This window comes from Bradyrhizobium sp. Ai1a-2 (assembly GCF_000426245.1).
Classification (GTDB): Bacteria; Pseudomonadota; Alphaproteobacteria; order Rhizobiales; family Xanthobacteraceae; genus Bradyrhizobium.
Window position 1 is genome coordinate 73,184 of record NZ_AUEZ01000019.1, and the last position, 13,004, is coordinate 86,187.

Below are 13,004 nucleotides of genomic sequence, written 5' to 3' on the forward strand. Positions count from 1 at the left end.
GGTCTTAATCCTTTTTGGTTTTCTTGACCGCGCGCACCATACCAATCGCGCCAGATGAGGCAATCGCGCAAGAATTCCGCGTGCCGGCAATTCTGCGCGCGGTCACGATCTCAAGCACGTGATGGATGGATGTTCGTAGCCCGGGTGGAGCGGAACGCGTAACCCGGGACGTCTGCGCCCGCATTGGAGAGCGATCCCGGGTTGCGCTGCGCTTCACCCGGGCTACGGCAGTAGGCGCTACGCCGCCGCCGGCAGGATGCGCGGGCTCACGACATATTCCTTCAGCACCTTGTCGTGAGTGTCGACTTCGGTGAGGACCACGTCGTAGCTCCAGAGATCGGCGAGGTGTTGCAGCACGCGTCGCGCATCGGTTTCGACCAGTTGCGATCCCTTGACCACGGTATGGCGCAGCATCAGCCGGCGATCGCCTTCCAGGTCGACATCGATGACCTCGATGTTGGGATCGATGAAGCCGACATCGTATTGCCGCGACAATTCGCGGCGCACGCGGCGATAGCCGCGTTCGTCATGGATGGCATCGACGCGGATGCCGGCGGTCTCCGCGGGATCATCATGCAGATGGAACAGGCGCAGGCGCCGCATCAGCCGCGGGCTCAGGAATTGGCCGACGAAGCTCTCGTCGCGGTAATTGGCCCAGACCTCGCGCAGCACGCCCATGACATCGCCCCTGCCCGCGATGTCGGGGAACCATTCGCGGTCTTCGTCCTCCGGCTCGGTCACGATCCGCTCGATGTCCTGCATCATCGCAAAGCCAAGCGCGTAAGGGTTGAAGCCGGAGAAGCGCGGATCGTCGAAATCCGGCTGGAACACGACGTTGGTGTGCGACTGCAGGAATTCGAGGAAATTGCCGTCGGAGATGCGGCCCTGGTCGTGCAGCCGGTTCATGATGCGGTAGTGGGTGTAGGTCGCGGTGCCCTCGTTCATCACCTTGGTCTGGCTCTGCGGATAGAAATACTGCGCGATGTGGCGGACGATGCGCAGCACTTCACGCTGCCAGGGCTGCAGCCGCGGCGCGGTCTTCTCCAGGAAATACAGGATGTTTTCCTGCGGCAGCCCGAGCAGGATGCGGCGACGCTCCGCGGTCAGCGCAGCCCTGGTCTTCGCGGGTCCCGTCGGCACCGTGCGCCAGAGATCATTGAAGGCGCTCTCTTCGTGCGCACGACGCTCGCCGGCACGTTTCTCCTCGGTGCGCAGGTCGAGCTTCTTCTTGCCGGGATAACGGTCGATGCCATGAGACATCAGGGCATGCGCGGCGTCGAGCGTATGCTCGACGGCCCGCCGGCCGTAGCGATCCTCGCAGTGCGAGATATAGCCCTTGGCGAATTCGAGATAGTCCAGGATGCCGTCGGCATCGGTCCACTGCTTGAAAAGGTAGTTGTTCTTGAAGAAATGGTTGTGGCCGAAGGCGGCGTGCGCGATCACCAGCGTCTGCATGGTCGCGGTGTTTTCCTCCATCAGGTAGGAAATGCACGGCGACGAGTTGATCACGATCTCATAGGCAAGGCCCATGTATCCCTTGCGGTAGGACGCTTCCTGAAAGGCGAAGTGTTTGCCGAACGACCAGTGCTTGTAGAACAAGGGCATGCCGACCGACGAATAGGCATCCAGCATCTGCTCGGCGGTGATGACCTCGATCTGGTTGGGATAGACGTCGAGGCCAAGCTCCGATTTCGCGATCTCCTCGCAGGCATCGTGGACCCGCTGCAGCGTGCGGAAATCCCAGTCAGCGCCATCGAACAGCCGCTCACCTATCATCGTCATGGCGTGGCCCTCTCCTGCTTGCCGCGACGCTTGAACAGGTCCTGGAACACCGGGAAGATCTCGCTTCGCTCGCTCACCTTGCGCATCGCAAGCGGCGCGCCCTCGTTGCGCAGGCGCTCGTAAAGGGTCCAGAGCGACGAGTCCGGCATGTCGAAGGTGTAGTTGGCCGCCTCGCCGACCTCCAGATAGGCAAAGAACTGGGTGACCGGGAGGATCTGCTCCGTGAGCAGCCGCCCGGTCAGGATGCTGTCGGAAGTCATGTTGTCGCCGTCGGAGGCTTGCGCGGCGTAGATGTTCCAGTCGGCCGGACGAAAGCGGGTGCGGACGATATCGTGCATGGCCTGCAGCGCGCTCGACACCAGCGTGCCGCCGGAAGCCGGTCCGTGGAAGAACGTATCCTCGTCCACCTCTTCGGCGCGGTCGGTGTGGCGGATGAACACGATCTCGACGTGGCGGTAGCGCCGCTTCAGGAACACGTAGAGCAGCATGTAGAACCGTTTCGCCAGGTCCTTCATGTGCTCCGACATCGAACCCGACACGTCCATCAGGCAGAACATCACGGCTTGCGCCACCGGCTTCGGCACGGTCTCGAACCGCCGGTAGCGGATATCGATGGGATCGATGAACGGGATTCGTTTCGCCTTGGCCTTCAGCGCCGCAACCTGCGCCAGAAGCTCAGAACGCCGCGGCTCCTCCGCTTCCGCCGCCTCCGCTTCGAGTTCGGCGATCTGTTCCGGCCGCGGCCGGCGCAGCGCCACGCGACGCGCCAGCGCGAGCTTGACGGTGCGGCTCACGGAGATGTTCGCGGGCGAACCTGACGTGGTGTAGCCGGCGCGATGCAGGCCTTCGCTCTCCGCCTCCGCCAGCTTGCGCTTGGCAAGGTCGGGCAACTCCAGATCGTCGAGGAACAGATTGACGAACTCGTCGCGGCTCAGGACGAAGCGGAACGCATCTTCGCTGTCGCCCTCGCCCGGCCCCGTTCCACGGCCACCGCCCTGGTTCGGGCGCGGCAGGATATCGCCTTCGATGAACTTCTTGTTGCCGGGCAGCACCATATCGCGCGTGCCGCCCCCGCGGCGAAAGCGCGGCTCGTCCATGCCGTCGAGCGGAATCGCGACCTCACCGCCTTCCAGCACATCCTTGATGTCCCGGTCCTGCGACGTCTTCTTGACGGCTCCCTGAACCAGGGCCTTGGCCCGCCTCAAGAACCGCTGTCGGTTCTCAAGGCTCTTGCCGCCCGGATTCAGGCGCCGATCGACAATGTGCATCGTCACTTCGCATCCGCCTCAGCCAGCCTGCTTCACGCGCATATACCACTCGACGAGACGACGGACCTGGCGCTCGGTGTAGCCACGCTCCACCATCCGCGCGACGAAGTCGTCGTGCTTCTTCTCGGTATCGCCGTCCTTCTTCGAACCGAACGAGATGACCGGGAGCAGATCCTCGACCTGCGAGAAGATCCGCTTCTCGATGACGTCGCGGACCTTTTCATAAGAGGTCCAGTTCGGGTTCTTGCCACCATTATGCGCCCGCGACCGCAGCGAGAATTTGACGACCTCGTTGCGGAAATCCTTCGGGTTGGCGATGCCGGCCGGCTTCTCGATCTTGGTCAGTTCCTGATTCAGGAGCTCACGGTTGAGCAACTGTCCGGTGTCGGGATCCTTGAAGTCCTGATCCTCGATCCATGCGTCGGCGTAATCGACGTAGCGGTCGAACAGGTTCTGGCCGTAATCCGAATAGGATTCGAGATAGGCTTTCTGGATCTCGTTGCCGATGAACTCCGCGTAGCGCGGGGCGAGATCGGCCTTGATGAATTCGAGATAGCGCTTCTCGACTTCCTCAGGCAGTTGCTCGCGGCGGATCGAATGCTCGAGCACGTACATCAGGTGCACGGCATCAGCCCCGACCTCTGTCGTGTCGTGGTTGAAGGTGGCGGCGAGCACCTTGAACGCGAAGCGCGTCGAGACACCGTCCATGCCTTCGTCAACACCGGCGGCGTCGCGATATTCCAGGACGCTGCGCGCCTTCGGATCGGATTCCTTCAGGCTCTCGCCGTCATAGACCCGCATCTTCGCGAACAGCGTCGAGTTCTCGTGCTTGCGCAGGCGCGACATCACCGAGAAGCGCGCCAAGGTCTCCAGCGTCGCCGGCGCGCAAGGTGCGCTGGCAAGCTCGGAGCTCTGGATCAGCTTTTCGTAGATCTTCTGCTCCTCGGTGACCCGCAGGCAGTAAGGCACCTTGATGACGCAGATGCGGTCGATGAAGGCCTCATTGTTCTTGTTGGCCTTGAAGCTCTGCCATTCCGCCTCGTTGGAGTGCGCGAGGATGATGCCGCCGAACGGGATCGCGCCGATATTCTCGGTGCCGATGTAGTTGCCTTCCTGCGTCGCCGTGAGCAGCGGATGCAGCATCTTGATCGGCGCCTTGAACATCTCGACGAATTCGAGGATGCCCTGGTTGGCGCGATTGAGTCCGCCCGAATAGCTGTAGGCGTCGGGATCGTTCTGCGCGTAGGTCTCGAGCTTGCGGATGTCGACCTTGCCGACCAGCGAGGAGATGTCCTGGTTGTTCTCGTCGCCGGGCTCGGTCTTGGCGACCGCAATCTGCCGCAGCCGCGACGGCTGGATCTTGGCGACGCGGAATTGCGAGATGTCACCGCCGAAGGCTTCGAGCCGCTTGTAGCACCACGGGCTCATCAGCCCGGTGAGGCGCCGCTGCGGAATGCCGTACTTCTCCTCGAGCATCGGCCCGAGCTGATCCGGATCGAACAGGCTAAGCGGGCTTTCGAACACAGGGCTCAGTTCGTCGCCGGCCTTCAGCACGTAGATCGGGTGCACTTCCATCAATGCCTTGAGCCGCTCGGCGAGCGATGACTTGCCGCCGCCCACCGGTCCGAGCAGATAGAGAATCTGCTTGCGCTCTTCCAAGCCTTGCGCGGCGTGACGGAAGAAGCCGACGAGCCGCTCGATCGTGTCTTCCATGCCGTAGAAGCCAGCGAACGCCGGATAGGTGCGCATCGTGCGGTTCATAAAGATACGGCCAAGGCGAGGGTCCTTGGCCGTGTCGATCATCTGAGGCTCACCGATCGCAGCCAATAGTCGTTCTGCGGCATTCGCATATCGCATCGGATCAGTTCGACACGACTCGAGATATTCCGCCATCGACATATCGCTCTGGCTTCGCGCCTCGAACGACCTAGCGAAAGCGTTGAACAGAGAATCGTTGTACATGATCCCTCTCCACGATATGTTGCGCCGCCTTACGAGAACGAGCCGGTTTGCCGAAACGTTCCTCGAATCACGGTCGGCATGCTGGACATATTGGACACTCGCCAGCCTCCCTTCCGCAATGCGCGGCGCAAGCAGCCGCTGCCTTATCAACAAGCAGGCAGCCTAATAGTTCATCAAAAACGCGATTTGTCATTTACTTTCTTGGCCATGTAGCTGGTCCGCCACATCCGTGATTCTACCGGGGGACCGACAACGACCGGGCTGCCCTGCCATCAGCAAATGCCATTCTGACCGCCTTTCGGCTGCCATCGCGCTGCTCCTTCACGCCTACGAACTGCCACCGGTTTGAACGCATCCGGCTTCTGCCGCGACTAAGTCAAAACCGTCAGCACATCGTGACACGGCGTCGTTGCCGCACCGAACGAGGTGGCGCTTATCATTTCATATAGATCGCTTGCGTTCGCTGAACAGATCATGAAGCGCATATTTTATTTTCCGTTCATCTAGCTGTCGCAGGCGCCATGCTTGCGGGAATTGGCCACAGTCGCGCCGAAGATGGCATCGACAGCGCCAAGGCCGCAGCCTTCGACAAGAGAATATTCGCGCGCCCGCTCGCCGAAAAGACCTACGCCTGCTTCGTGCGCCGTTATGACGCCGATCATCTGGCGCAACATCAAAGCAGAAGCTGAGCGCGATGAAACTGTTGGTGACGGCGGAGAACGCGCCGGAGGAAAAAATTGCCGGCTACTCATTCCACCTTAGTATTAAATACCGTCACCGCAGCGGCAATTTCCACTCCAGCGACTTTCGCGGCTACGCTGTCACAGAAGGCGCGAGCAACGAAATTCGTTTCGGCTGCGGCGTCGATTGTGAAGTTGGCGGCATCAATGTGGCGTTGTCGAGAGACGACAAGTCCGCCATCATCCGCCTTGAGCGGATCGGGATTTGGAATCGCAACGAGCCGGACCAAGAGGCCGAAGACGCGCTTGCCGCCGGCGTTGACGACAAGATCTTTCGCGTCGATCGCGCGGACGCGGAAGAATGTGCCGAGCTTGTGACCGACCGCCGGGAACTCGCCGCACTCAGACACAAATGATACGCTCGTGCGGCTGATAATACGCTCGTCGGCCAGACAACTCAATTGAGGGAGGGTGCCATGCATCGACGCAGCATCTTGTGGGGCGTGGCTTCGGCCGTCAGCGCCGTTGCCGGCTCGCGCGCCCGCGCCGCCACCGAGACGACATCGCCACCCGCCAAGCTCAAGGTGGTCTATCACCTGAGCGACCTCGAGAAGGTCAATTTTGTGGTCGGCAACATCCAGAACCATTTCGACGGCGTCGGCGGACCCGAGAATGTTACCATCGCCCTGGTGGTCCACGGCCCGGCGCTGCGCGCCTTTCATTCGGCCTCCGCCGCCCCCGACCTGTCGCGGCGCGTCCAGCAGTTTTCCGGGGATGGCGTCGAGCTTGCCGCCTGCGGCAACACCATGAAATCGCAGAATGTCAGCCTGAAGGAGCTCCTCCCCGGCTTCGTGGTTGCCGACAAGGGCGGCGTCGTCCGCCTCGCCGAGCTGCAGTCGCAGGGCTACCTGTATCTCAGGCCCTGAACGGTGCACCGCACCGTCATAAAATTGTTCAGAGTTCGCGGTTGCATCGGATCAAATCCGAGGGAGCGAACCCGTCGGGGTGGAGTTGTCTCCTTTTGATGCGCATATCCCCCTTTGGCAGCCCTTTCCGCCCCGTGTTGACAATCCGGTCCCGCCCCAGAAAGCTACTGGGGAACCCGTCCACCGACCCGATCGAGCAGAAACAGGCATCATGAACCCCGTCAAAACACTCGAAAACCACGGCCAATCGGTATGGCTGGATTTCCTGGCCCGCGGCTTCGTCGCCAAGGGCGACCTCAAGAAGCTGATCGAAGAAGACGGCGTCAAAGGCGTCACCTCCAACCCCTCGATCTTCGAGAAGGCGATCGGCAGCTCGGACGAGTATGACGGGGCGATCGGCAATGCGCTGAAGAAGGGCGACCGCCCGGTCGCCGAACTGTTCGAGCATCTCGCAATCGAGGATATCCAACACGCCGCCGACGTGCTGCGTCCGGTCTATGACCAGCTCAATGGCAAGGACGGCTTCGTCAGCCTCGAAGTGTCGCCCTATCTGGCGATGGACACCAAGGGCACCATCGCGGAAGCGCAGCGGCTCTGGAAGGAGGTCCGGCGCAAGAACCTGATGGTGAAGGTGCCGGCGACGCCGGAAGGCCTGCCCGCGATCGAGCACCTGATCGGCGAAGGCATCAGCATCAACATCACGCTCCTGTTCTCGCAAAAGGTCTATCGCGACGTGGCGGAGGCCTATCTGAAGGGCCTGGAGAAATACGTGAGCGGCGGCGGCGACCCGTCGCACATTGCGAGCGTCGCGAGCTTCTTCGTCAGCCGCATCGATTCCGCCGTCGACAAGCAGCTCGACGAGAAGATCGCAAAGGCCAACGATCCCACCGAGAAGGAGCGGCTGGCGTCGCTGAAGGGCAAGGTCGCGATCGCCAACGCCAAGCTGGCGTACCGGGATTACAAGCGCATCTTCGCCGGTCCACGCTGGGAAAAACTCATGGCGAAGGGCGCCAAGCCGCAGCGGCTGCTGTGGGCCTCGACCGGCACCAAGAACAAGGAATACAGCGACGTCCTCTATGTCGAGGAGCTGATCGGCCCCGACACGGTCAACACCGTGCCGCCGGCGACGCTCGACGCCTTCCGCGACCATGGCAAAGTCCGCGACAGCCTCGAGGAGAACGTCGAGGAGGCGCAGCGCGTGCTGGACGAGCTGGAGAAGTCCGGCATTTCGCTGGACGCGATCACCGCCGAGCTGGTCAAGGACGGCGTCAGGCTGTTCGCCGATGCCGCCGACAAGCTCTACGGCGCCGTGGCGTTCAAGCGCGCAACCTCGCTCGGCACCGGCATCGACGGCCAGACGCTCAAGGTCGGCCGCGAGCTTGCCAAGGCAATCGAAGAGAATACCGAGGAATGGCGTGCCTCGGCCAAGGTCCGCCGGCTCTGGCAAAAGGACAAATCGGTCTGGACCGGCGAGGATGAGGACAAATGGCTGGGTTGGCTGACCAGCCCGGCCAAGGCCGACATCGCCGACTATGAGGATTTCGCCGAGCGCGTGAAGGGCCAGAAATTCACCGACGCGGTCGTGCTCGGCATGGGCGGCTCCAGCCTGGGGCCGGAGGTGCTGGCGGAGACCTTCGCCAAGAAGACCGGCTTCCCCAAGCTGCATGTGCTCGATTCCACCGACCCGGCGCAGGTGCGGGCGATGGAAGCGGCGGTCGACATCTCCAGGACACTGTTCATCGTTTCCAGCAAATCCGGCGGCACCACCGAGCCGAACGTGATGAAGGACTATTTCTTCGACCGCGTCTCCAAGGCGATCGGCGCCGCCAAGGCCGGCCACCGTTTCATCGCGGTGACCGATCCCGGCTCGTCGCTGGAGAAGACCGCAAAGCGGCAGGGCTTTGCCCGCATCTTCTACGGCGAGCCCACGATCGGCGGCCGCTACTCCGTGCTCTCGCCATTCGGCCTGGTGCCGGCCGCAGCCGCCGGCTTCAATGTCCGCAGCCTGATCAAGCATACGCTGTCGATGGTGCGCTCCTGCGGCGCCGACGTGCCGCCGCACGAGAACCCGGGCGTGCAGCTCGGGCTCGCGATGGGGCTCGCCGGCCTCGAAGGCCGCGACAAGGTGACGATCACCTCGTCCCGGAAGATCGCCGATTTCGGCGCCTGGGCCGAGCAGTTGATCGCGGAATCCACCGGCAAGGACGGCAAGGGCCTGATCCCGATCGACGGCGAGACGCTGGGCGAGCCGGCCAGCTACGGCGACGACCGCTTCTTCATCGACCTTCGCACCGAAGGCGAGGAGGACGCCGAGCATGACGCGAGGCTCGACGCGCTGGAGCAGGCCGGCCATCCCGTGGTGCGTATCGTCCTGCCGTCGATCGATCATCTCGGCCAGGAGTTCTTCCGCTTCGAGATCGCAACCGCTGTTGCCGGCTCGGTGCTCGGCATCAACCCGTTCAACCAGCCGGATGTCGAGGCGGCCAAGATCAAGACCCGCGAATTGACCGCAGCCTTCGAGAAGACCGGATCGCTGCCGGCCGAACAGCCGGTGGTCTCCACCGCCGAGGCCGACCTCTACACCGACGAGCGCAACGCTGCCGAGCTCCGTAAAGCCGGGGCCGACGGCACGCTCGGCTCCTGGCTGAAGGCGCACCTTTCGCGTTCGCAGCGCGGCGACTACGTCGCCCTGCTCGCTTACATCGAGCGCGACAAGGCCTTCATTGATGCGCTGCAGAAGATGCGGCTTGCCGTGCGCGACAGCGAGCATCTCGCCACCTGCGCCGAGTTCGGCCCGCGCTTCCTGCACTCGACCGGCCAGGCCTACAAGGGCGGCCCCGACAGCGGCGTGTTCCTGCAGATCACCGCCGACGATGCCAAGGACCTGCCGGTACCGGGCCAGAAGGCAAGCTTCGGCGTCATCAAGTCGGCGCAGGCGCGCGGCGATTTCGACGTCCTGACCGAACGTGGCCGACGCGCGCTGCGCGTCCATCTCAAGGGCGGAATTGGACCGGCGCTGGCCACGCTGGACGCGGCGCTTAACGAAGCCCTCAACTAGAGCAGGGTCCCGAAAACCGGACACGGTTTTCGGATCACGCTCGCAAGTCAAGGACATGAAAACATGCAGCTCGGCATGATCGGCTTGGGGCGGATGGGTGGCAACATCGTCCGCCGGCTGATGGCCCACGGCCATACCACCGTGGTCTACGACAAGGACCCCAAGGCGGTTGCGGCACTTGCCGCCGACAATGCCGCCGGCTCCGCTTCGCTGGAGGAGTTCGTGCTCAAGCTGGAGCAGCCGCGCACCGCCTGGGTGATGCTGCCGGCCGGCAAGATCACCGAGGCGACGATCGAAGCGCTGTCGAAGCTGATGCAGCCGGGCGACACCATCATCGACGGCGGCAACACGTTCTGGCAGGACGACGTCCGCCGCGGCAAGGCGCTGAAGGAGCGCGGCCTGCACTATGTCGACGTCGGCACCTCCGGCGGCATCTGGGGCATCGAGCGCGGCTACTGCATGATGATCGGCGGCGAGCAATCCGTCGTCGACCGGCTCGACCCGATCTTCAGCGCGCTTGCGCCCGGCGTCGGCGACATCCCGCGCACCCCGCACCGCGACGGCCGCGATCGCCGCATCGAGCAGGGCTACATCCATGCCGGCCCCGTAGGCGCCGGGCATTTCGTCAAGATGATCCACAACGGCATCGAATACGGCCTGATGCAGGCCTATGCCGAGGGCTTCGACATCCTGAAGAATGCCAAAAGCGAAGCGCTTCCGCCGGATCACCGCTTCGATCTCGACATCGCCGATATCGCCGAGGTCTGGCGCCGCGGCAGCGTGATCCCTTCCTGGCTGCTCGACCTCACCGCGATCGCGCTCGCCGAGAACGCCACCCTCGACAACTACTCCGGCTTCGTCGAGGATTCCGGCGAAGGCCGCTGGACGGTGAACGCCGCGATCGACGAGGCGGTGCCTGCGGAAGTGCTCACGGCAGCGCTGTTTGCCCGCTTCCGCTCGCGCAAGGACCACACCTTCGCCGAGAAGATTCTGTCCGCCATGCGCGCCGGTTTCGGCGGCCACCGGGAGCCGCCGCAAAGCGCCAAGAAGAGCTAAGAGAAGGGCAAAGGATGACGAACGGTCACGCGCAAAAGAAACCCGACCCCTGCTCCTTCATCATTTTCGGCGTGACGGGCGACCTCGCGCACCGGCTGGTGATCCCTGCCCTCTATAATCTCGCCGCGACCAACCTGTTGCCCGACCGGTTCTGCGTCGCCGGCGTCGCCCGCGGCGGCATGTCGAACGAGGAATTGAGCGCAAGCCTGATGAAGGGATTGCGGCAGTTCGCGACCCGCCCGGTCGACGAGGCCATCGCCAAGCGCCTGTTCGAATGCGTGACCGCGGTTGAAGCCGACCCGAAGGACCCTGCGTCCTTTGACCAGATGCGGGTCCAGCTCGACAAGGCGGAAGCCGCACGCGACACCGGCGGCAACCGCCTGTTCTACCTCGCGACACCGCCGGGCGCCTTCCTGCCGATCACCAGGGAACTCGCCCGCACCGGCATGCTGAAGGAGAACGGCTATTGGCGGCGGATCGTGATCGAGAAGCCGTTCGGTACGGACCTCGACTCGGCCAGGCACCTGAACTCCGAGTTGCTGAAGCTCATCGACGAGCATCAGATCTACCGGATCGATCATTACCTCGGCAAGGAAACCGTCCAGAACATCCTGGTACTGCGCTTTGCTAACGGCATGTTCGAGCCGATCTGGAATCGGAATCATATCGACCACATCCAGATCACCGTCGACGAGAAGCTCGGCGTCGGCCATCGCGGCAGCTTCTATGATTCGACCGGCGCGCTGCGCGACATGGTGCCGAACCATCTGTTCCAACTGATGTCGCTGGTCGCGATGGAGCCGCCGATCCGCTTCGACGCGCATTCGGTGCGCACGGAGAAGGCCAATGTGCTGGCCGCGATCCAGATCCAGAGCCAGCAGGAGGCGTTGCACAATTCAGTGCGGGGGCAGTATCGCGGCGGCGAGATCGGCGACAGCAAGATCGAGGACTATTGCAAGACCGCGGACGTCAAGCCGGGCAGCAGCACCGAAACCTATGCGGCGCTCAAGCTGATCATCGACAATTGGCGTTGGGCCGGCGTGCCGTTCTATCTGCGCACCGGCAAGGCTTTGGCCGCCAAGCGCACCGAGATCGCGATCAAGTTCAAGCAGGCGCCGTTCGCGATGTTTCGCGACACGCCGGTCGACCAGCTTTCGCAGAACTACCTCGTGATCTCGACCGAGCCGACCGAGGGCATCGAACTGCAGTTCAACACCAAGGTTCCCGGCCCGACCATCAATATCGACGGCGTCGAGATGAAGTTCCGCTACAAGGATTACTTCAAGGCCGAGCCGTCGACCGGTTACGAGACCCTGATCTATGACTGCATGATCGGCGACAACCTCCTGTTCCAGCGCGCCGACGGCGTCGAGGCCGGCTGGCAGGCGGTGCAACCGTTCCTTGATGCCTGGAAAAAGACCGGCGGCGCCGGCCTGCAACCCTACAAAGCCGGCAGCGAGGGGCCAGAGGCCGCCAACGCGCTTCTGACCCGCGACGGCCGCAGCTGGCGAAAGCTGGGCTGATGATGACCGCCGTCGGTCGCCGCCAAATCATCACGGTCGCCGATCCCGCGGCGCTGGCGACGGCTGCCGCCGAGCGGGTGCTGGCGCGGATCGACGCCAACAGCGGCCGGATCGCGATCTGCCTGACCGGCGGATCGAGCCCGAAAGCGCTGTACCAGTTGCTCGCGACCGAGCCGTACCGCGCCAAGATCCCCTGGGATCGCGTGCACTGGTTCATCGGCGACGAGCGCTTCGTGCCGGTCGACGATCCCAGGAACAACATGGCGATGGCGCGCAAGGCCTTCCTGGATCGCTACGCGCCCACGTCCAACATCCATCCGATCCCGACCGGCGCCGCAAATCCCGATGAAGCGGCGGAGAGCTATGCACGCGAGTTGCAATCCTTCTACGGCGCGGAGGCGCTCGACGCGGCCCGTCCGCTGTTCGACCTGGTGCTGATGGGCATCGGGCCGGACGGACACACCGCCTCGCTGTTTCCGAACTACCCGGCGATCGAGGTGATCGACCGATGGGTGGTCGGCGTGCCCAAGGCCAATGTCGAGCCGTTCGTGCCGCGCGTCAGCCTGACCTTGCCGACGCTGTCCTGCTGTCGGGAAATGCTGTTCGAGGCCGCAGGCAAGGAGAAGCGCGCAATCTTGACGCGCGCCTTCGCCGGCGAGAACCTGCCGGCGAACCGCGCGCAATCCATCGGCGAGACCGTCTGGCTGATCGACGAGCCGGCGCGGCCGGAGGATTTTCGTGGCTGATGC

General features: G+C 63.3%; 10 protein-coding genes. 7 read left to right on the forward strand and 3 right to left on the reverse strand.

Annotated elements, in window-relative coordinates:
- Positions 1–237: 237 nt before the first annotated feature.
- From K288_RS0115435 to K288_RS0115445, 3 genes are read right to left on the reverse strand one after another with little or no spacing between them, the layout of a single operon-like run.
- Positions 238–1,773, reverse strand: a complete 1,536-nt coding sequence (locus K288_RS0115435) for a SpoVR family protein (RefSeq protein ID WP_027580383.1) — start codon at positions 1,771–1,773, stop codon at positions 238–240.
- Positions 1,774–1,778: 5 nt separating this feature from the next.
- A complete protein-coding gene (locus K288_RS0115440; RefSeq protein WP_043159918.1) occupies positions 1,779–3,050 on the reverse strand; it encodes a YeaH/YhbH family protein in 1,272 nt (423 codons plus the stop codon).
- Between the two features lie 18 nt (positions 3,051–3,068).
- Positions 3,069–5,012, reverse strand: coding sequence for a PrkA family serine protein kinase (locus tag K288_RS0115445; protein ID WP_027580385.1), 1,944 nt, complete (start codon positions 5,010–5,012; stop codon positions 3,069–3,071).
- Positions 5,013–5,533: 521 nt separating this feature from the next.
- Between K288_RS0115445 and K288_RS54705 the strand changes: the two genes are divergently transcribed.
- The 7 genes from K288_RS54705 to pgl all read left to right on the forward strand — a co-directional run bounded on the left by K288_RS54705 (position 5,534) and on the right by pgl (position 13,001).
- Positions 5,534–5,701 (forward strand): hypothetical protein, encoded by a 168-nt coding sequence (locus K288_RS54705; protein WP_244443149.1) that lies wholly within the window; start codon positions 5,534–5,536, stop codon positions 5,699–5,701.
- Between the two features lie 5 nt (positions 5,702–5,706).
- A complete protein-coding gene (locus tag K288_RS45555; RefSeq protein ID WP_244443150.1) occupies positions 5,707–6,108 on the forward strand; it encodes a hypothetical protein in 402 nt (133 codons plus the stop codon).
- A 60-nt stretch (positions 6,109–6,168) separates the two neighbouring features.
- Entirely contained in the window at positions 6,169–6,618 is a 450-nt protein-coding gene (locus K288_RS0115455) for a DsrE family protein (protein WP_027580386.1), read from the forward strand.
- Positions 6,619–6,829: 211 nt separating this feature from the next.
- Positions 6,830–9,676, forward strand: coding sequence for a bifunctional transaldolase/phosoglucose isomerase (locus K288_RS0115460; protein WP_027580387.1), 2,847 nt, complete (start codon positions 6,830–6,832; stop codon positions 9,674–9,676).
- 63 nt (positions 9,677–9,739) lie between these two features.
- Complete coding sequence (gene gnd / locus K288_RS0115465) at positions 9,740–10,732, forward strand: phosphogluconate dehydrogenase (NAD(+)-dependent, decarboxylating) (RefSeq protein ID WP_027580388.1); 993 nt, start codon at positions 9,740–9,742, stop codon at positions 10,730–10,732.
- 14 nt (positions 10,733–10,746) lie between these two features.
- The gene (zwf, locus tag K288_RS0115470; protein WP_027580389.1) at positions 10,747–12,255 is read left to right on the forward strand and encodes a glucose-6-phosphate dehydrogenase; all 1,509 of its coding nucleotides are present in this window, start codon (positions 10,747–10,749) and stop codon (positions 12,253–12,255) included.
- A 2-nt stretch (positions 12,256–12,257) separates the two neighbouring features.
- Positions 12,258–13,001, forward strand: a complete 744-nt coding sequence (pgl, locus tag K288_RS0115475) for a 6-phosphogluconolactonase (RefSeq protein ID WP_027580390.1) — start codon at positions 12,258–12,260, stop codon at positions 12,999–13,001.
- Positions 13,002–13,004: the final 3 nt, after the last annotated feature.

Coding starts and splice junctions, on each gene's coding strand:
- K288_RS0115440 (WP_043159918.1), bottom strand. CDS start 3,050: ATGCACATTGTCGATCGGCGCCTGAATCCGGGCGGCAAGAGCCTTGAG.
- K288_RS0115445 (WP_027580385.1), bottom strand. CDS start 5,012: ATGTACAACGATTCTCTGTTCAACGCTTTCGCTAGGTCGTTCGAGGCG.
- K288_RS54705 (WP_244443149.1), top strand. CDS start 5,534: ATGCTTGCGGGAATTGGCCACAGTCGCGCCGAAGATGGCATCGACAGC.
- K288_RS45555 (WP_244443150.1), top strand. CDS start 5,707: ATGAAACTGTTGGTGACGGCGGAGAACGCGCCGGAGGAAAAAATTGCC.
- K288_RS0115455 (WP_027580386.1), top strand. CDS start 6,169: ATGCATCGACGCAGCATCTTGTGGGGCGTGGCTTCGGCCGTCAGCGCC.
- K288_RS0115460 (WP_027580387.1), top strand. CDS start 6,830: ATGAACCCCGTCAAAACACTCGAAAACCACGGCCAATCGGTATGGCTG.
- gnd (WP_027580388.1), top strand. CDS start 9,740: ATGCAGCTCGGCATGATCGGCTTGGGGCGGATGGGTGGCAACATCGTC.
- zwf (WP_027580389.1), top strand. CDS start 10,747: ATGACGAACGGTCACGCGCAAAAGAAACCCGACCCCTGCTCCTTCATC.
- pgl (WP_027580390.1), top strand. CDS start 12,258: ATGACCGCCGTCGGTCGCCGCCAAATCATCACGGTCGCCGATCCCGCG.